Annotated in this window: 20 protein-coding genes; 14 read left to right on the top strand and 6 right to left on the bottom strand. The window is 58.8% G+C overall.

Annotated elements, in window-relative coordinates; genetic code table 11:
* Nucleotides 1-150: 150 nt before the first annotated feature.
* The 8 genes from exaC (at nt 151) to ppa (ending at nt 8,421) form a co-directional block, all read left to right on the top strand.
* Nucleotides 151-1,671 carry an acetaldehyde dehydrogenase ExaC gene (gene exaC, locus ACQRAX_RS11380; protein WP_412040205.1) on the top strand — a complete coding sequence of 507 codons (1,521 nt, stop codon included), beginning with the start codon at nt 151-153 and terminating at the stop codon, nt 1,669-1,671.
* A 110-nt stretch (nt 1,672-1,781) separates the two neighbouring features.
* Entirely contained in the window at nt 1,782-3,230 is a 1,449-nt protein-coding gene (gene eat / locus ACQRAX_RS11375) for an ethanolamine permease (protein WP_412040204.1), read from the top strand.
* Between the two features lie 51 nt (nt 3,231-3,281).
* Nucleotides 3,282-4,676 carry an ethanolamine ammonia-lyase subunit EutB gene (locus ACQRAX_RS11370; RefSeq protein WP_412040203.1) on the top strand — a complete coding sequence of 465 codons (1,395 nt, stop codon included), beginning with the start codon at nt 3,282-3,284 and terminating at the stop codon, nt 4,674-4,676.
* 11 nt (nt 4,677-4,687) lie between these two features.
* Complete coding sequence (eutC, locus tag ACQRAX_RS11365) at nt 4,688-5,506, top strand: ethanolamine ammonia-lyase subunit EutC (protein ID WP_412040202.1); 819 nt, start codon at nt 4,688-4,690, stop codon at nt 5,504-5,506.
* Nucleotides 5,507-5,611: 105 nt separating this feature from the next.
* Nucleotides 5,612-6,070, top strand: a complete 459-nt coding sequence (locus tag ACQRAX_RS11360; RefSeq protein WP_412040201.1) for a GNAT family N-acetyltransferase — start codon at nt 5,612-5,614, stop codon at nt 6,068-6,070.
* Between the two features lie 259 nt (nt 6,071-6,329).
* Complete coding sequence (locus ACQRAX_RS11355) at nt 6,330-6,977, top strand: DedA family protein (protein ID WP_412040200.1); 648 nt, start codon at nt 6,330-6,332, stop codon at nt 6,975-6,977.
* A 9-nt stretch (nt 6,978-6,986) separates the two neighbouring features.
* Entirely contained in the window at nt 6,987-7,802 is an 816-nt protein-coding gene (locus tag ACQRAX_RS11350) for a zinc-dependent peptidase (RefSeq protein WP_412040199.1), read from the top strand.
* A gap of 91 nt (nt 7,803-7,893) precedes the next feature.
* Nucleotides 7,894-8,421, top strand: coding sequence for an inorganic diphosphatase (ppa, locus tag ACQRAX_RS11345; protein ID WP_007933577.1), 528 nt, complete (start codon nt 7,894-7,896; stop codon nt 8,419-8,421).
* Nucleotides 8,422-8,493: 72 nt separating this feature from the next.
* Here the strand turns inward: ppa and ACQRAX_RS11340 are convergent, their stop codons facing one another.
* Both ACQRAX_RS11340 and ACQRAX_RS11335 read right to left on the bottom strand, forming a co-directional pair.
* Entirely contained in the window at nt 8,494-8,757 is a 264-nt protein-coding gene (locus ACQRAX_RS11340) for a DUF3077 domain-containing protein (RefSeq protein WP_412040198.1), read from the bottom strand.
* The gene (locus tag ACQRAX_RS11335; RefSeq protein ID WP_412040197.1) at nt 8,754-9,026 is read right to left on the bottom strand and encodes a hypothetical protein; all 273 of its coding nucleotides are present in this window, start codon (nt 9,024-9,026) and stop codon (nt 8,754-8,756) included. Before ACQRAX_RS11335 ends, ACQRAX_RS11340 begins: the two co-directional genes overlap by 4 nt.
* A gap of 429 nt (nt 9,027-9,455) precedes the next feature.
* On the opposite strand from ACQRAX_RS11335, the gene ACQRAX_RS11330 reads away from it, so the two are divergent.
* The 4 genes from ACQRAX_RS11330 (at nt 9,456) to darG (ending at nt 12,996) form a co-directional block, all read left to right on the top strand.
* A complete protein-coding gene (locus ACQRAX_RS11330; RefSeq protein WP_412040196.1) occupies nt 9,456-10,166 on the top strand; it encodes a LexA family transcriptional regulator in 711 nt (236 codons plus the stop codon).
* 527 nt (nt 10,167-10,693) lie between these two features.
* Nucleotides 10,694-11,263: a DarT ssDNA thymidine ADP-ribosyltransferase family protein gene (locus tag ACQRAX_RS11325; protein ID WP_412040195.1), complete on the top strand. Its 570-nt coding sequence runs from the start codon at nt 10,694-10,696 to the stop codon at nt 11,261-11,263.
* Complete coding sequence (darT, locus tag ACQRAX_RS11320) at nt 11,264-11,908, top strand: type II toxin-antitoxin system toxin DNA ADP-ribosyl transferase DarT (protein ID WP_412040194.1); 645 nt, start codon at nt 11,264-11,266, stop codon at nt 11,906-11,908.
* On the top strand, nt 11,905-12,996 hold the full coding sequence (gene darG / locus ACQRAX_RS11315; RefSeq protein ID WP_412040193.1) for a type II toxin-antitoxin system antitoxin DNA ADP-ribosyl glycohydrolase DarG: 1,092 nt from the start codon (nt 11,905-11,907) through the stop codon (nt 12,994-12,996). Before darT ends, darG begins: the two co-directional genes overlap by 4 nt.
* Before the next feature lie 162 nt (nt 12,997-13,158).
* Here the strand turns inward: darG and ACQRAX_RS11310 are convergent, their stop codons facing one another.
* Together ACQRAX_RS11310 and ACQRAX_RS11305 are read right to left on the bottom strand one after the other, a co-directional pair.
* A complete protein-coding gene (locus ACQRAX_RS11310) occupies nt 13,159-14,451 on the bottom strand; it encodes a hypothetical protein (protein WP_412040192.1) in 1,293 nt (430 codons plus the stop codon).
* 86 nt (nt 14,452-14,537) lie between these two features.
* Nucleotides 14,538-14,780, bottom strand: coding sequence for a hypothetical protein (locus ACQRAX_RS11305; RefSeq protein ID WP_412040191.1), 243 nt, complete (start codon nt 14,778-14,780; stop codon nt 14,538-14,540).
* 127 nt (nt 14,781-14,907) lie between these two features.
* On the opposite strand from ACQRAX_RS11305, the gene ACQRAX_RS11300 reads away from it, so the two are divergent.
* On the top strand, nt 14,908-15,780 hold the full coding sequence (locus ACQRAX_RS11300; protein WP_412040190.1) for a helix-turn-helix transcriptional regulator: 873 nt from the start codon (nt 14,908-14,910) through the stop codon (nt 15,778-15,780).
* A gap of 66 nt (nt 15,781-15,846) precedes the next feature.
* On the opposite strand, the gene ACQRAX_RS11295 is transcribed toward ACQRAX_RS11300, so the two are convergent.
* Both ACQRAX_RS11295 and ACQRAX_RS11290 read right to left on the bottom strand, forming a co-directional pair.
* A complete protein-coding gene (locus ACQRAX_RS11295; RefSeq protein WP_412040189.1) occupies nt 15,847-16,779 on the bottom strand; it encodes a carbon-nitrogen hydrolase family protein in 933 nt (310 codons plus the stop codon).
* A 33-nt stretch (nt 16,780-16,812) separates the two neighbouring features.
* Nucleotides 16,813-18,138 carry an MFS transporter gene (locus tag ACQRAX_RS11290; RefSeq protein ID WP_412040188.1) on the bottom strand — a complete coding sequence of 442 codons (1,326 nt, stop codon included), beginning with the start codon at nt 18,136-18,138 and terminating at the stop codon, nt 16,813-16,815.
* 87 nt (nt 18,139-18,225) lie between these two features.
* Here ACQRAX_RS11290 and ACQRAX_RS11285 point away from each other — a divergent pair, with 87 nt between their 5' ends.
* Nucleotides 18,226-19,167, top strand: coding sequence for a LysR family transcriptional regulator (locus tag ACQRAX_RS11285; protein ID WP_412040187.1), 942 nt, complete (start codon nt 18,226-18,228; stop codon nt 19,165-19,167).
* Nucleotides 19,168-19,258 lie beyond the last annotated feature (91 nt).

Below are 19,258 nucleotides of genomic sequence, written 5' to 3'. Positions count from 1 at the left end.
GCGCTGTACCGTCGCTGCCACAGCGCACCTCGTCAAAGGCCTCCAATCCCGTGCAACCCCTTGATTTGCCAAGGCTGGGCAACAGTGGCCCAAGCCTTGCTCTATGCTTTAAATAACCTCCCAACAAACACAATAGCCAGGAGACACACCATGCGTTACGCACATCCCGGTACCGAAGGCGCCAAGGTTTCCTTCAAGAGCCGCTATGGCAACTACATTGGTGGCGAGTTCGTTGCGCCGGTCAAAGGGCAGTACTTCGAAAATACCTCCCCGGTGAACGGCCAACTGATCGCCGAGTTCCCACGTTCCACAGCCGAAGACGTCGAAAAAGCCCTGGACGCGGCCCATGCCGCCGCTGACGCCTGGGGCGCCACCCCGGCGCAGGCCCGCTCGCTGGTCCTGCTGAAGATCGCCGACCGTATCGAACAGAACCTCGAACTGCTGGCCATTACCGAAACCTGGGACAACGGTAAGGCCATCCGTGAAACCCTAAACGCCGACATTCCCCTGGCTGCCGACCACTTCCGCTACTTCGCTGGCTGCCTGCGCGCCCAGGAAGGCGGCGCCGCTGAAATCGACGGCAACACCGTGGCCTACCACCTCCACGAACCGCTGGGCGTGGTCGGGCAGATCATCCCGTGGAACTTCCCGATCCTGATGGCTGCATGGAAGCTCGCACCAGCCCTGGCTGCCGGCAACTGCGTGGTGCTCAAGCCGGCCGAGCAGACCCCGCTGGGCATTAGCGTGCTGCTGGAAATCATTGGCGACCTGCTGCCACCTGGCGTACTCAACGTGGTGCAAGGCTATGGCCGCGAAGCCGGTGAAGCCCTGGCCACCAGCAAGCGCATCGCCAAGATCGCCTTCACCGGTTCCACCCCGGTGGGCTCGCACATCATGAAATGCGCCGCCGAGAACATCATCCCGTCGACCGTGGAACTGGGCGGCAAATCGCCGAACATCTTCTTCGAAGACATCATGCAGGCCGAGCCAGCATTCATCGAGAAAGCCGCTGAAGGTCTGGTGCTGGCGTTCTTCAACCAGGGCGAAGTGTGCACCTGCCCATCACGGGCCCTGGTGCAGGAGTCGATTTACCCGGCGTTCATGCAAGAAGTGATGAAGAAGATCAAGCAGATCAAGCGCGGCGACCCGCTGGATACCGACACCATGGTCGGCGCCCAGGCCTCCGAGCAGCAGTTCGACAAGATCCTCTCCTACCTGGAAATCGCCGAGAAAGAAGGCGCCGAGCTGCTCACTGGCGGCAAGGTGGAAAAACTCGAAGGCAGCCTGTCGACCGGTTACTACATCCAGCCGACCCTGCTCAAGGGCACCAACCAGATGCGTGTGTTCCAGGAAGAGATCTTTGGCCCAGTGGTCAGCGTCACCACCTTCAAGGACGAAGCCGAAGCCCTCGCAATCGCCAACGACACCGAATTCGGCCTCGGTGCTGGCGTCTGGACCCGCGATATCAACCGCGCCTACCGCATGGGTCGCGGCATCAAGGCAGGCCGGGTATGGACCAACTGCTACCACCTGTACCCGGCCCACGCCGCGTTCGGTGGCTACAAAAAGTCCGGCGTCGGCCGTGAAACCCATAAAATGATGCTCGACCACTACCAGCAGACCAAAAACCTGCTGGTCAGCTACGACATCAACCCACTGGGCTTCTTCTAACCCGCAAACAGAGCGGTCCCCGCACGGGACCGCTCTGGCTCGCTTCCTGCAAGACCATCACCACAGGAACCGGCACTCGCCGGTGACGATAAAAAAAACAGGTGAACCCTATGCCAAGCGATCAATCCGGCAGCGTGCCGGCAGGCTCCTCTGTTGACTTCGAAAAAGTCGGCACCGACTACTTCCAACAACGTGAACTGAAAAAAGGTGCCGCAGGCTGGGTCCTGCTGGTAGGCCTGGGCGTTGCCTATGTGATTTCTGGCGACTACGCCGGCTGGAACTTCGGCCTGGCCCAAGGCGGCTGGGGTGGCATGTTCCTCGCCACCTTGCTGATGGCCACCATGTACTTGTGCATGTGCTTCTCCCTGGCAGAACTGTCGTCGATGATTCCCACCGCCGGTGGCGGCTACGGCTTTGCCCGCAGTGCCTTCGGGCCCTGGGGCGGGTTTCTGACCGGCACGGCAATCCTCATCGAATACGCCATCGCCCCGGCCGCGATTGCCGTGTTCATCGGTGCGTATTGTGAGTCGCTGTTTGGCATTGGCGGCTGGATGATCTATCTGGCCTTCTACATCATCTTTATCGGCATCCACATCTTTGGCGTCGGTGAAGCGCTGAAACTGATGTTCATCATCACCGCTGTCGCGGCAATTGCCCTGGGCGTATTCCTGGTGGCGATGGTGCCGCACTTTGATGTGAACAACCTGTTCGACATCGCCCAGACCGATGCCGCAGGCGCCAGCAGCTTCCTGCCGTTCGGCTATGTCGGGGTGTGGGCGGCGATCCCCTATGCCATCTGGTTCTTCCTCGCGGTCGAAGGCGTGCCGCTGGCCGCCGAAGAAACCAAGAACCCCAAGCGTGACCTGCCTCGCGGTCTGATTGGCGCCATGTTGGTGCTGCTGGCCTTCGCCCTGCTGATCCTCGTGGTCGGCCCTGGCGGCGCAGGCGCCGACGCACTGAAAAGCTCGGGTAACCCGCTGGTTGAAGCACTGTCCAAAGCCTATGGTGGTTCGACCTGGATGGGCGGTTTCGTCAACCTGGTGGGCCTGGCCGGCTTGATCGCCAGCTTCTTCTCGATCATCTACGCCTACTCGCGGCAGATCTTTGCCTTGTCCCGCGCAGGCTACTTGCCACGCAAACTCTCCCAGACCAACAAGAGCAAGGCGCCAGTGCTAGCGCTGGTGATCCCCGGGATTATCGGTTTTGGCCTGTCGCTGACCGGCCAGGGTGACCTGCTGATCCTGGTTGCGGTGTTCGGCGCTACGCTGTCTTATGTACTGATGATGGCCGCGCACATCACCCTGCGGATCAAACGCCCCAAAATGGAGCGTCCGTACCGTACGCCGGGCGGGATCTTTACCTCGGGGGTAGCACTGGTGCTGGCGTGTATCGCCGTAATTGCCGGTTTCCTGGTTGATCCACGGGTAGTGATTGGCGCGGCGATCATCTATGGCGTACTGATTGCCTACTTTGCGTTCTACAGCCGGCACCACCTGGTCGCCGGGACACCGGAAGAGGAATTCGCCGCGATCCAAAAGGCCGAACAGGCCCTGCACTGATCAACGCCACCTGCGCCGCAGGCCCTGCCTGCGGCGTTCTGGAGATTCTGTATGGCAAGTTTTGTACACACGGCAGGTCAGCAGACCTACCGCTTCGACAGCCTCAAAGACGTCATGGCCAAAGCCAGCCCAGCGCGCTCGGGTGACTTTCTCGCCGGCGTGGCAGCCAGCAACGATGGCGAACGCGTTGCTGCGCAGATGGCCCTGGCGGATATCCCGCTCAAGCACTTTCTCACCGAAGCCTTGATCCCTTACGAAGATGATGAAGTCACCCGACTGATCATCGACACCCACGATGCCAGCGCCTTCGCTGCGGTCAGCCACCTGACCGTGGGCGGCCTGCGCGACTGGTTACTCAGCGATCAGGCCGACGAAGCCAGCCTGCGTGCCCTGGCGCCTGGGCTGACGCCAGAGATGGCCGCCGCCGTATCGAAGATCATGCGCGTGCAGGACCTGGTGCTGGTCGCGCAAAAGATCCGCGTGGTCACCCGTTTTCGCGGCACCATGGGCCTGCGCGGACGCCTCTCGACCCGCCTGCAACCCAACCATCCGACCGATGACCCGGCCGGGATCGCCGCGAGCATTCTCGACGGCCTGCTGTATGGCAACGGCGACGCCATGATCGGCATCAACCCGGCCACCGACAGCATCGCCTCGATCTGCGCGCTGCTGGAAATGCTCGATGCCATCATTCAACGCTACGACATTCCCACCCAGGCCTGCGTACTCACCCATGTGACCACCTCCATCGAGGCGATCAACCGTGGCCTGCCGCTGGACCTGGTGTTCCAATCGATCGCTGGCACCGAAGCGGCCAACGCCAGTTTCGGCATCAACCTCAACGTCCTGAAGGAAGGCTACGATGCCGGCCTGAGCCTCAATCGCGGCACCCTCGGGCAGAACCTGATGTACTTCGAAACCGGCCAAGGCAGTGCGCTGTCGGCCAACGCCCACCACGGTGTCGACCAGCAAACCTGCGAAACCCGCGCCTATGCCGTGGCCCGGCACTTCAAGCCGTTTCTGGTCAACACCGTGGTCGGTTTCATCGGCCCGGAATACCTGTACAACGGCAAGCAGATCATCCGCGCCGGCCTTGAAGACCACTTCTGCGGCAAACTGCTCGGCGTACCGATGGGCTGCGACATTTGCTACACCAACCATGCCGAAGCCGACCAGGACGACATGGACATGCTCCTGACCCTGCTGGGCGTGGCCGGGATCAACTTCATCATGGGCATCCCCGGCTCTGACGACATCATGCTCAACTACCAGACCACCTCGTTCCACGATGCCCTCTATGCCCGCCAGACCCTGGGCCTGAAGCCGGCACCAGAATTCGAAGCCTGGCTGGCGCGCAATGGCATCTTCACTCAGGCCGATGGCCGCGTGCGCTTCGGTGACAACCTGCCTCCGGCGTTCCGCCAGGCCTTGGCGCAACTGGGATAAGCGAGGTGAGCATGGACAACACCCCACAAGACATTGCCAACCCTTGGCTGCAACTGCGCCGCCTGACCCCGGCACGCATTGCCCTGGGCCGCACCGGCACCAGCTTGCCGACCGGCGCCCAGCTGGATTTTCAGTTCGCCCACGCCCAGGCCCGGGACGCCGTGCACCTGGCCTTCGATCACCAGAGCCTGCGTAGCCAGTTACGTGAACGCCAGCGTGACAGCTTGCTGCTACACAGCGCCGCTGCCGACCGCGACAGCTACCTGCAACGCCCGGACCTGGGCCGGCGTCTGCACCCCGACTCGGCGCAACAACTGCGCGAGCACGCCCAGGCCAATCCTGGCGGCGTCGACCTGGCGATTGTCATCGCTGATGGTCTCTCAGCCCTGGCCGTACACCGCCACACCCTGCCCTTTCTGAGCCGTTTTGAAGAGCAGTCCGCCGCCGACGGCTGGTCGACTGCACCAGTAATATTGGTGGAGCAAGGTCGAGTAGCCGTGGCCGATGAAGTGGGCGAGATACTCGGGGCGAAGATGACCGTGATCCTCATCGGTGAGCGCCCGGGCCTGAGTTCACCGGACAGCCTCGGCCTGTATTTCACTTACAACCCCAAAGTCGGCCTGACCGATGCCTACCGCAATTGCATCTCCAACGTGCGCCTGGAGGGGCTCAGCTATGGCATGGCCGCCCATCGCTTGCTGTACCTGATGCGCGAGGCTTGCCGCCGGCAACTGTCCGGGGTCAACCTCAAGGACGAAGCGCAGGTGCACAGCCTTGAGTCAGACACCGATACCGCGAACAAAGGAAACTTCCTGTTAAGCAAACCTTGAACGGGCATTCAATTCGTAGATTGCACTTTCTAATTGCCTTCAGGCAGCATCTGCCGAGGCTGCCGGCGAAAAGCCGCAAACTCCCATGGACCCTGAGGCCTGCTTATGCGGATCATCAAAGCAACCCTGGAACATCTGGACCTGCTCGCCCCCCTGTTCGTCAAATACCGTGAGTTCTACGGCCAACTGCCCTACCCGGACTCCTCGCGCAAATTCCTGAAAAAGCGCCTGGAGCGCGGCGAATCGGTGATCTACCTGGCCTTGCCAGACGATGACGACAACAAGTTGATGGGTTTCTGCCAGCTTTACCCAAGCTTCTCATCGCTGTCGCTCAAACGCGTGTGGATCCTCAACGACATCTATGTGGCCGAAGATTCCCGACGCATGCTGGTTGCCGACCACCTCATGCGTGAAGCCAAGAACATGGCCAAGGAAACCAACGCCGTGCGCATGCGGGTCTCCACCAGCAGCGACAACGAAGTGGCGATGAAGACCTACGAGTCCATAGGTTTTCGTGAAGACAACGAGTTCAAGAGCTACATCCTGCCGATCAACTCGGATTGAAGCCCGACGCTGAACCTGTGGGAGCTGGCGGCAGCCTGCGATAGGCTGCGCAGCGGCCCCATTGGCCTTGACTGACTGCTGGGCTGATAGCTGAAATCCGCCGCTACAAACTGCGCAGGCACAATCTCGTCGCCGCCGTATAATGCGCCCCCTCAAAATGTGTGAAACTTTACCCACTACTCGGGTAGCGGCTGATCGCATTCGCACTGCCAGTCAATCGCATGCCCTCGACCGGGTTCAAAGAACACAGGTGCTGTACATGGATTTCAACCCGCTGGACCTTATTCTGCATCTCGACACCTACCTCGATTTGCTGGTCAACAACTATGGTCCATGGATCTACGCGATCCTGTTCCTGGTAATTTTCTGCGAGACCGGCCTGGTGGTCATGCCGTTCCTGCCGGGCGATTCGCTGCTGTTCATTGCCGGTGCGGTGGCGGCGGGTGGCGGCATGGACCCCGTGCTGCTCGGCGGTCTGTTGATGGCGGCGGCGATCCTCGGTGACAGCACCAACTACGTGATCGGGCGCACGGCGGGCGAACGCTTGTTCCGCAATCCCAACTCGAAGATTTTCCGTCGCGACTACCTGCAGCAAACCCACGACTTCTACGAGCGCCATGGCGGCAAAACCGTGACCCTGGCGCGCTTCCTGCCGATCCTGCGCACCTTTGCCCCGTTTGTCGCCGGTATTGCGAAAATGCATTACCCACGCTTTCTCGGTTTCAGCGTCGCCGGCACCGTGCTTTGGGTCGGCGGCCTGGTGACCCTTGGCTACTTCTTCGGCAACGTACCGTTCATCAAACAGAACCTGTCGCTGATGATCGTCGTGATCATCCTCCTGTCGCTGGTGCCGATGATCGTTGGCATCGTGCGCAGCCGCCTGCACCGCACCGCCAAGGTCCATTAAGCCCTGGCCATGTGGTCACTGAGCGCCTGGCGTCGGCGCCGCACCCTCGCCCGTCATCCCGTCGACCCGCAGCGCTGGCAGCGGGTCCGCGAGCGGCTGCCGATCCTCGACGGCCTGAGTGCTGACGAACACCAGCGACTCCTGGAAGCGTGCGTGCTGTTTCTCGATGAAAAGCACCTGAGCCCCTTGCCCGGGGTCGAGCTGGACGGTGAGCAACGCCTGTTCCTCGCCGCTCAGGCGCAATTGCCGTTGCTGCACCTGGGCGAGCTGAACTGGTACCAGGGTTTTCACGAGATCGTGCTCTACCCCGACGACTTCCTCAGCCCCCAGCGCCATCGCGACGCCAGCGGCGTGGAACATGAATGGAATGGTGAGCACAGTGGCGAAGCCTGGCAACAAGGCCCGGTGATCCTCGCTTGGCCGGGGGTGTTGGCCAGCGGTGGCTGGGAAGGCTACAACCTGGTGATCCACGAACTGGCGCACAAGCTCGACATGCTCAACGGTGACGCCAATGGCCTGCCGCCGCTGCACAACGACATGCGCGTCAGCGACTGGGCCCAGGCCATGCAAGAGGCCTATGACGACCTCAATCGCCAGTTGGATCGCAACCCGGACGCCGAAACCGCCATCGACCCTTATGCAGCGGAAAACCCCGCGGAGTTTTTCGCCGTCACCAGCGAATACTTCTTCAGCGCCCCGGACCTGCTCAACGAGGCTTATCCGGCGGTGTACCAGCAACTGTGCGGTTTCTACCGCCAAGACCCACTGACGCGCCTGCAGCAATTGCAGCACAACCATCCCGGCTACCAGCAGTCGCCCGAGTAACACTGCCGGACATCAGGGCGGGCGTGGCAAGCACGCTGGAATGTGCCTATAATCGCGACCAATTTTTGGCCAAACATGGGGGCACTGCCCAATGAGCTACAGCAAGATTCCGGCTGGCAAAGACCTGCCGAACGACATCTACGTCGCCATCGAGATTCCAGCCAACCACGCCCCGATCAAATACGAGATCGACAAGGACAGCGATTGCCTGTTCGTTGACCGTTTCATGGCCACCCCGATGTTCTACCCGGCCAACTACGGTTACATCCCGAACACCCTGGCTGACGACGGTGATCCGCTGGACGTGCTGGTTGTTACCCCGTACCCAGTTGCCCCAGGTTCGGTTATCCGCGCCCGTCCGGTTGGCATCCTGAACATGACCGACGACGGCGGCGGCGACGCCAAAGTCATCGCCGTACCGCACGACAAACTGTCGCAGCTGTACGTCGATGTCAAAGAGTACACCGACCTGCCAGCGCTGCTGATCCAGCAGATCGAGCACTTCTTCGCCAACTACAAGGATCTGGAGAAGGGCAAGTGGGTCAAGATCGAAGGCTGGGATGGCGCTGATGCCGCTCGCGCTGCGATCACCAAGTCGGTTGCTGCCTACAAAGGCTAAGCAAACCGCTGTCAAAAAGCCCCGCTCGTGCGGGGTTTTTTGTTTATCGGCGAAAACGACTGACTGTGGACATCAAGTCGTCTTCAATCCCAAGTTCACATCATCAACGATCGCCTTGGCGAACTCGCTCAGATAAAAAGCGGCCCAGATCATGTCGCCGTCTTCATCCACCAGCCCTGCCTGAATCAGCTTGTGTACACACCCAAGCACAGTTGAAGCCTGCTCCAGGGCATAGTCACACGGCACACCCGACGCAATACGAAACAGCCCCATGGGTGATTGCTCGCTGCGGATGAAATTCACAGCACCTACCGTCTCGCCGGTCTCCTTGTTCATGGCTTAACTCCCGTGTCCATGGCATGCAGCTTGGTCAGCGCATGTTCAACCAACGCTCTAGCCATCTCCGCCGAATGCAGCACATTCACCAGCATGCCTTGGCCGGGTTCGTTGGCATGGGCGCGGCAGAATTCGTCGGTGGTTTCCTGGATGCCGCGTAGTAGTTCGCTGGCGAAGGCTAGGGAGTCAGGGGGGATGAGGTCGCTGTGGATGGAGAAGTAGGGGGTAGTAATGAGGGAATGTGGTGGATCGGGGACAATTTTTTTCATGGCGTAACTCCTAGGATCAAACAGGAGCTACCTCCCAGTCCCTCTCACAGGATTAGGGTGGCAGCCGCACGCGGGGTGAGAGACCGGAGACCTAGGAACCCGGCCAGACTAAAGTCTGCCCGCGCACGGCTGCCATAACATCGCTGCCAATAGGTCAAAGACGGGCTCTCACACCCGGTCGCCAAAACGACGACCCGAGGAAGTTAGCCCTGATGCATCTTCCCAACAACCGGGAAAAGGCGGCAGCGTGCGTAGGATAGTTCCGAAACTCACCAAACCTGAAATTTTTCGCCTGATTGCTGTTCGGCCAGCAAATGAAAAATCCTACTTCGCTTAGGAAAATTTCTGTAAACCCAGGCCATTTTGAGCCTTGAAAATGAACACCCCGTTTATGGCCACGACCGCTCAAGCCCGCTAGACTCGGGCCTTATGAATACGTCCGGTGATCGTCTCAAAACCCTTCTGCTCGAGTGCAACTTGTCGCCTTCGGATTTTGCCGCCCAGCGTCAAGTTACCCCGCAGCACGTCAATAACTGGTTCAAGCGCGGCGTGCCCTTGGCCCGTCTCGATGAAATTGCCGAGCTGCTGTGCGTGTGCAGCAAATGGCTGCGTACAGGCGAAGGCCCCAAACACCCCACCCCCTTACCGCGCTTGAACGCGGCACCACGCATACCGGGTACAGAACCGGCGGACCCAAGCTTGCTGGCTGCCCACACCCACGAAGATATCCAGTTGCCGTTCTACAGCATGCAATCGCGGCAACTAAAACCCATCGACAACCGCTACCTGCGCCTGCCTGCATACGCCCTTGACGCCCTCGGCGTAGACCCAGGCCTAGCCCTGTGCCTGAGCATGCCCGCAAGCAACATGAGCCCCTTGCTGCCGCGCGGCACCACCTTGGCCATCGACACCGGCCTTACGCGCATTGTCGAAGGTGAACTCTATGCTTTGCTGCACAACGGCCGCTTGCGCATCCACAGCCTCAGCCAGCGTGCCAATGGCACCTTGCGCTTGCACAGCCATGACAGCGACCAGCACCCGACTGAAACCTACAGCCCGGCGCAGCTTAAAAACCAGAAGCTGAGCGTGTTGGGTTGGGTGTTCTGGTGGGGACATTTGCGGAACAGCCGCCCGTATTGAGCGGTTGTGGGTGAATTTTTGCTGGGCATCTGCTGTGAGAGCCAGTATGCTACGCCGCACATTTCGCCCCGGCTGCTTAGCACGCCAGCGGGCCTGGCGCGGCAACACATTGCCTGTCTGCCACCTCCCGGCCCCAGCGCCGGAGCAACGATTTTAAGGCGGTTGCGGCTTACCATAAATTAGCCAAGACCGTCCCCTAGGAGCCGGCCACAAGCCGGCTTTTTAATGCCTGCCCCCCCCTGGTCTTTAGCGCTCCTCGCTCCCGCCCGCATCCCCACTACCAGCCTTCTGATCCCCTCAAATACCTTCCGCCTGGCCGCCTGGGTAATGCCTGTGACATCCAGGCAGTACAAGGGGTTAAACCAGGCTATTCTCCTACTTGCGGCCACAAGTGATGGCACAATAGAATCATTTCGATAGCCCTCGAACCGTACTGATGTATGAGCTCTTCTCTAAGGTCGTTGTTAGCACGGAAGAATTGGAAGGCTGAAGACTGATCCTCTAATGCATAGGTCAAGGAGACCGGCATGACAGACATCAAGGATAAAAAACTTCTCTACCATCTGACCTCTCTCGAAAATTTGAGCAGTATTCTCAGGGACGGCCTCAAGCCACGCTCCCAACTCGAGGGGTTCGCAGACGTTGCCGACGCCGAGATCCTGCGCAAGCGACAAGCTCTAGGACTTGAGCATTACGTGCCCTTCCATTGGTTCGCAGCTAATCCGTTTGACGGACGAGTCCAACTCCACAGACCCGATGCCACATTCGTCCTGATCTCGGTCTATCGAACGTTTGCGAGTCAAAACGGATGGAAAGTTATTCCCCACCATCCCTTGGCGAACGATGCAATCCAACTGCTGGATTACAACGAAGGTTTCGAAGCCATCGAATGGGATGTCATGAGCGAGCGCAATTATCAGGATCCCCACTGCAAAAGCGTATGCATGGCAAAATGCCTCTCTCCTAAGGTCGTACTTCCAAACAGTTTTTCAAGGATTTATGTCGCTAACGATGCGGTCGAGCAGGTTTGTGCGGCTAAAATTCGCGAGGCTGGTGTTAATGTGCTCACCGGCGTGAATCCTGGAATGTTTCTATAAATGATCTACACCAGACTGAATCCAGAGAAGGCTCTGATTTGGCGTATCGTCCACCGCGATAACCTGCCTTGGACTCTGGACAACGGTCTGCATTGCGCAAGTTCCGACGTGCAGGCGCCGCAGTACGTGAACATTGGCAACGCTGACTTGATCGACAAGCGCCGATCTCGGCATGTGCCAATCGCCCCCGGGGGGGTACTGGCCGACTACGTACCCTTCTATTTCACCCCCTTCTCTGTGATGATGAAGAACATTCATTCTGGTTGGAGTGTTCAGCAACGTAGCAATGACGAGATCGTGATTCTGGTCTCCAGCCTGCACCGCGTTGAACAGCTGGGCCTGCCGTTTGTCTACACAAACGCACATGCCTACCCAGATTGGACAGACTACTACAGCGACCTGGCGAATCTCGACCAGATCGACTGGTCTATCATTCAACGACGCGATTTCAAGCGCGAACCTGACGACCCTCGGAAGATGGAGCGTTATCAGGCCGAAGCGCTGATTCACCATCACCTACCGATTACAGGACTCCTGGGCATCATGTGCTACACCGATGCAATGAAAGAACGCATAGAACGAGACGTGGCCACTAGAGGCTTGACGTTGCCGGTTCATGCGCGCCCAGGATGGTATTTCCAATGATCAGATTTACTCAAGGCAACCTTCTGGAAGCCAAGACCGAAGCCCTCGTCAACACGGTGAATACCGTTGGCGTGATGGGTAAAGGCATCGCGCTGATGTTCAAAGAGCGCTTCGCGGAGAATTACCGTCTGTACTCGGCTGCCTGCAAGGCTGGCGAAGTGGAGACAGGCAAAGTCCACATAACTGCAGTCAACGAACTGGAAGGCCCCCGCTGGATCGTAAACTTTCCGACCAAACGTCACTGGCGATCCTCTTCGCAGATGGAATGGGTAACGGAAGGTTTGCATGATCTGCGCCGTTTTTTGATTGAAAATCAGGTCAGATCTGTGGCTGTCCCGCCGCTGGGCGCAGGTAACGGTGGCTTGAAATGGCCAGAAGTCCGTGAACAGATTGTTGCTGTGTTGAGTGATCTGAATGATGTGGATGTCTTGGTGTTCGAGCCTTCCAACCAGTATCTGAATGTCGCTAAACGTAGCGGAGTGGAAAAGCTCACACCTGCTCGCGCACTCATTGCTGAACTGGTTCGACGCTATTGGGTTTTAGGCATGGAATGCAGCCTGCTGGAGATTCAGAAGCTGGCCTGGTTCCTTGAGCGTGCCATAGAAAAGCTACCAGGCATCAAGAACCCTCTGAACCTTAAGTTTGTAGCGCATAAATACGGGCCGTACGCCAACCGTTTGGAACATCTGCTCAACAACTTGGATGGTAGCTATTTGCATTGCGACAAACGCATCAGTGATGCGGGTATAAGTGATGTGATCTGGTTTGACGAAGACCGCAAAGCCTATCTACAAACCTATCTCAAGACAGAGGCCAAGGCGTATTCCCAAGCTCTGGAGTGCACCGCCGAGTTGATCGATGGCTTTGAGTCCCCCTTTGGCATGGAATTGTTGGCAACAGTTGATTGGTTGCTGAGTCAGGAAGGGGTTCCCCCGACCGTTCCCGCCCTGCGCGAAGCGTTGAGGCATTGGGACGGTGGTGCCGGCGCTGCCGCTCGCAAAAGCAAGCTGTTCGACAATCAGGCGCTTGGCATTGCGCTCAAACGCCTCACGTCCAGTAGTTTCAGCCCGGAGATGTCCACCTCCTAGGAGAGGCCAGTTTTTTGTGCAGACTGGAAACAGCCTGCACAAAAAGCAGCAAAAGAGTGCGCTCACAACTCGCGCCCGTCAGCACTGCCCAATGGAACTAAGGCAATTGGTCAGTAACCTGCTGACCAAATTAGCAATTCGGACAGAACCCAGAACTGCCTCTCAGTACCCACCCTCCTGAAAATCCTTACAGTGAAACCCATCCATATCCCGCTTGATCCCATACGGCGAGCCAGGATGCTTATGACCACAAGGCCCCTTCGTGTCGTGTTTCACGTACCACTCCCGCGTCACTGGATGCGGAGTGCGTTGACCACGCCAGTGGGTGCAGCTGGCACAGCGATGTTGCGTCGTCAGGGGCCCCACTTTGCGATGTTTGAGCGTGAAGGTGCCCAGATCCACGGGCTTCGATCTGCTGGGGCGTTCTGCACTGCTAGTAGACGTATCACGGTAGTCAGATGCCGGGCTGTAGTCCGATCCAGAGCTACCGCCATAGGAACCGCTTGAGGACCTTCCGCTAGACGCAGGCGCATTGATAAACGCCCACCAGAGCGCATAAAGCCCACCCAGTGCCAGCAGACCAACTACGATCTTGCCCAGCAGCGCCTTGAAGAAGTGCGACCAGGATTCGGCTTCTTCCTTCGCCAGGCGAGCCTGTTCAGCCTCTTCAGCCTTGATTTGCTGCGCAGCAATCACTTGCCAACCTTGGCCAGCAATCGCTTGGAAGGTATCGGGCAGGTAAACAGCGTTCGAGCGATCAAGATTGAAGCGGGAGATGTCCTGAAGGCATCGACTGGCCTGATTGTCGAAGTTCGCCTTGGTAAGGCTCAGGATGCCAGGCCCATTAACGATCTTTTCCAGGCAAGTGGTGAACTGCTGCGTCTCCTTCTGCTGCACCTGCGCCAAGGTTAGCCCCTGGGCAGTGCGGTAAGGCGCTTTCTTCGCGGGGTACCAGCTGAAGGGCGCAGCCTGTAGTTCGCTGAAGCGCGCATCCAGTGCCCTGGCCAGCTTGTCGAAGGAATAGGCGGTGGTCACGTTTGCCGCGGCAAATTGTTCCGCTAGCCCTTGCGACAGGATCTGCACTCGGACCGCTTTGTCGAAACCAATCCAGCGCTTGCGCGCCTGCTCATAGAGGCGGTTCTGTTCGCCTGTGAAGGTCACGCCGGCATAGTCGCCCTTGCGTAGCGACTGCACCGCTGGGAACTGCGTTCGGCATTCGTCGATGGTACGGCTGTGCCATCGATCGGCGTTATAGGCGTCCTGCACACACTGCATGTAGCCACGCACATCGCTTTCAGCCTGTTCGATCGGCGGGGTGCTGGCATGGGCTGACGAAAGGACCATCCACAAGCCTATGGAGGTGAGTAATCGCCCGGGATTCAGTCGAGGAAGATGCATGTTAACGCTCCGGTAAAACAGGCTATAGGTAGCTTCACTGCTGGCAAATGCGCTCAAGTAAGGTTATCGCCTTGGATCCATTATTCCTTAGGCCCCCATTGCACTTTGCCAGTGCCCCTGACTGGATGTCTTTTTGCTTCAGCTCAAACCTGGCTGGCCTGCACGTTGTTCAGCGCTTCTTCGAGCTGCTCACAACGCTTTTGCTCGGCGCGCAAACTACGCTTCAACTCCTGATTTTCACTTTCCCAAATCCGCGCCCAACGCAGCGCCTCACGGCAACGGCTGAGCCCCTGCCAGATTTCCCGCAGGCGCATGTACTGCAACAGCAACACCAGCAGAATGACTCCGATCAGCCCCAGCGCACCGACTGCAATCCATTCGTTCATGCTCATTTCCTGTTGCTCCTCGCAGGGTCAATCTTGCCCTGATGTCAGCAACACGATATGTAGCGTTTGCTTACAGGTCTAGATTGTAGACTTATACAGGTAAAGTTATGGCTCACATGGAGGGGTCATGAAACGCACACAATCCATCACCCAGGTTCGCTGGGACCTGGCACTTCGCTATCGTTTGATTGAAACCGTAGCCTGGTGGGAGGGCCGCTTGACCACGGGGCACCTGATGCAGAGCTTCGGCATCAGTCGGCAGCAGGCGTCAAAAGACATCAACACCTACATTACCGAGCATGCGCCCCGAAACTTGACATATGACAAGCAGCTCAAGGGCTATGTACCGGCGAAAGCCTTCAAGCCACGCTTTATCGACGATAGCGCCAGCGCTTATCTGCAACTGCTGTTCCAGAACAATGAACGTGCCGAGCATATCGAGGGGCTAAAGCTGGCGTACGCCCACACGCAGGTACTAGAGGTGCCGGACCGCTCGATTCGCCCGGAGGTGCTGCGCCCTTTGCTCAAGGCGTGCCGTGTAGGGCTGAGGCTGGAAATCGAGTATGTTTCGCTAAGCAATCCTGAGCCAGAGATTCGCCTGATTGCCCCTCATACGCTGGTCAATACTGGCATGCGCTGGCATGTGCGTGCCTACTGCGAGAAGAACCGCGGGTATCGCGACTTCGTCCTCAGCCGCTTTCGCGGGGAGCCGGATCTGCTCGACAAGACCGAGCACGGCATTAGCCTGGATGAGGTGTGGAATACTGAAGTGGCAGTGATTATCCAGCCCGACCCTCGTCTGGATGCAGCACAGAAGGCAATCATTCAGACCGACTTCGGCATGCTCGAAGGCCAACTGGAGATTCCCAGCCGTCGGGCGCTGGTCAAATACGTGCTGCAGCGCTACCAGATTGACCACAAGAACATGGACCCCAAACCTGAGGCCCAGCAGATCGTGGTGAAGAACCTGGCAGAGCTTAAACCCTGGTTGTATGACTGAAACGTGTAGTGCCCCTGGCCCGGCTTTGCCGGGCATCGCCAGCAAGGCTGTCCTACAGCGGTGGCGTCAGTCGCCCTCAAACACTACCGGCTTCATCGCCGCCGTATTGACCTTCAGCGTGAACACGTCCGGCCGCGAATAGTGCCCGCACACATCAAAGTCCAGGTTGCTGGCCTGCCCTTCAGTCAGGTCGATTTCAGCATAAAGAATCGTCTCCTGATCAAACACCGGCCCTGCCAGCACTTGCCCGGTCGCACTGACGATCATGCTGCCACCGTGCATGATGTAGTCGCCCTCACCCGCCGCCAGACCGAAGTCCTCTCGATAGGACGCCGGATACTCACCCAGGGTGATCGCCTGACACGCAGAAAGCACCGGCACACGCCCTTCCAGGGCGATGTGCACCATCGATGCAGCCCAGGTCGGGCGGTCGTCGGCGGTAGGCGCGCAGTAGATTTCAGTGCCCTGGGCGTACATCGCCTGACGCAGCGCCGGCATGTAGTTTTCCCAGCAGATGACTGTACCCAGTTTGCCAAAGGGCGTGTCCACCGGAGCAATGCTTGAGCCATCACCAAAGCCCCAGATGATGCGCTCCTGCCCCGTTGGCATGAGTTTGCGGTGATAACCGGCCACGCCCCTGCCCGGCGCCAGGGTCACGGCGGTGCAGTACAGGGTCCGGCCCAGGCGTTCGATGATGCCCATGACCACATGGACCCCGGTTTCGTTGACCACCTCGCAAAGCCCCGCCAGTTCGGGGCCGTCCAGGCTGACCGCGCCCTGCACATAGCGCAGGTACTGGGCCCGGCCGAGGTCACTGCGGCTACCGACGACGGTGCCGAACGCGGCACCTTTGGGGTAACCGCCGAGAAACGCCTCGGGGAACACCGCCAGATCGGTGTCTTGACCGGCAGCGTCGCGAATCAGGCCGGCCGCTTTCTCAGCACTCAGTTGAGGCTCGAACGGAATGGATGAAGCTTGAACAACTGCAACCTTGATCATAAGTCTTCCCTTAATGAATGGTGAGAGTCAGCGTTAGCCACGGGTGATGTCGCGGTCCTTGGTTTCCGGGAGCAGGAACCACAGGACGATGAAGCAGATTGCTGACACCACCGCCAGGTAGGCCGCCGGGATGTTCGGGTTGTGCGTGGCCTGGATCAGGGCTACGGCAATGAACGGTCCAGGGCCCGCCAGCAGCGCCAGGGCGACGTTGTGGCCAACGGCAGCACCGGTGGAGCGAATCGAGGCCGGGAATACTTCAACCAGCAGCACGACATCCATCACCGCGGTAATTGCGACCAGCACGGCCATGATCACCAGCCCCAGCAGAATCGCGGCGAAGCTGCCGATGTTCATCAGCAGAAACACCGGGTAGGCCAACAGCGTCAGGCCCGCAGCCGAAGCCAATACCAGCGGACGACGACCGAAGCGATCGCTCAGACGGCCGACCAGCGGGTTGAACAGGGTGTAGAGCACCAGGGCAATACTGCACAGCCACAAGGCGGTAGATTTGCTCAGGCCAACCGTCTGGGTCAGGTGGGTGTTGGCGTAGGTGATGAAGTAGTACAGCGAGACGCCGAACAAGGCGGAGAAAGCGAACGAGATGACAAAGGCGCGCTGCTTGGCCGGGCGCGATACCTGCTCCAGAGAATTGGTCGCACGCTTATGCTCCAGCGCTTCATAGACTGGCGTATCACCGAGTTTGCGGCGGATGTACATGGCCACACCGGCCATGATGATTGAAGCGACAAAAGGTACGCGCCAGCCCCACTGCATCAGGTCGGCTTCTGACAGCGTCGCGTTGATGATGGCAGCGATCGCCGTGCCGCACAGAAATGCCGCGCCCGCAGTGCCGGTGATTACACTGGCAGCAGTCGCCCGGCGGTTGGCCGGTGCACTTTCGACGATGTAGATACCGGCGCTGGACCACTCGCCACCCACCATCATCCCTTGCAGAAAGCGCAGCGTGATCAACAGGATCGGAGCGGCAATGCCTATGGTGGCGTAGTCGGGCAACAGACCGATCAAGGTCGTCGCCAGGCCCATGCCGAACACGGTAATGATCAGCACCGCACGGCGCCCCAGCTTGTCACCGATTGGCCCCAGCACCACGGCGCCCAAGGGGCGAGAAAGAAAGCCCACGGCAAATACCGCCAATGACGACAACAGCGACACACCGGGCGCAGTGGAAGGAAAAAACAATTGCCCGATCACCGCGGCGAAGTAGCCGTAGATGGCAAAGTCAAACCACTCCATGAAGTTGCCAATGCCGACGGCGATGGCCCGTTTGCGCAGCTCTGCCGCGTCGCTTGATGAGGCTACACGCTCACCCTGTTGCGCTTGCACTATCGATTCTTGCATCCCGAGCCACCTGTTTATTGTTGTGTTTAAGCCTTTCGAGATTAAGAATGTTGATGCAAATTAATCAAACGAATACTAGAGATGACCATGATTAGTGTTGCTAATATCAGCAGGGTCGACCTCAACCTGCTCATCGTTTTCCAGTGCTTGATGAATGAGCGCAGCGTGACCCGTGCAGCAGCCGTGCTGCATGTCACCCAAGGGGCGGTAAGCTCCTCGCTAAAGCGGCTGCGTGAACAATTTCACGACGAGTTGTTCATTCGTACCGGCACCGGCATGGTGCCGACGCGGCGGGCGCTGGAGATCGCGCCCAAAGTCACCGAGGCGTTGACCGCGATCACCGCCATTGTCGACAAACGGCCACAGTTTTCCGCAGAATCCTCCACTCGGGTGTTCAACATCGCGCTGTCGGACGACATCGAAAGCTATCTCTCGCCACGCCTGGTGAACGAGGCGAAGGCCCGCGGCCTTTCAGTGAAGTTTGCCTTTCACCAGAGCAATAGTTCGCTGTGGAAAACCTCGCTGACGGATACGGACATCGACCTGGTGCTGTGTTCAGAGCCCAAGGAGCTCACTTCGCACTACAGCTCACAAGTACTGTTCTCTTCGTCTTACTCATGCTTGTACGACGGACCGCGGCTCAATCTGAAAAGCCCACTGACCCGTGATGAATACCTCAGGCATGAGCATGTGCGGATCTCCTACGATGGTCGTCGGGGGTTTGTTGATGACCTGCTCGAAAGCGAAGGCGTCGCCCGCCGGGTTTCGGCCTCGTTCACCCACTTCAGTGGCGCTTTGGCGACTCTGGTACACAGTGACGTGATCGCCACCTTGCCGACGTTTGCCGCCCTTTCTTATGCGCGCATCGCACGCTTGACCGTAAGCCCGGTGCCCATTTTCGTCCCGGCCTTTCGCGTGTTCATGGTCTGGGATGTGGAACACAACGACGACCCGCACAACCGCTGGTTACGCAGTTTTATCATCGACACGACGCAAGAGCTGCAGCGCGGATCACTCACCCCCACCTGAGCCTCGACCAGACCAATGCCACCACATTGACATCAACTCCGATAGCCTCGAGACTCCGCGACTCTCCAAGATCCTCATTGAAATGGAACGC

The organism is Pseudomonas sp. UM16 (assembly GCF_050312595.1).
Classification (GTDB): Bacteria; Pseudomonadota; Gammaproteobacteria; order Pseudomonadales; family Pseudomonadaceae; genus Aquipseudomonas.
Note: the sequence above shows the minus strand (reverse complement) of the source record. Positions and strands in the feature narration are given on the sequence as shown.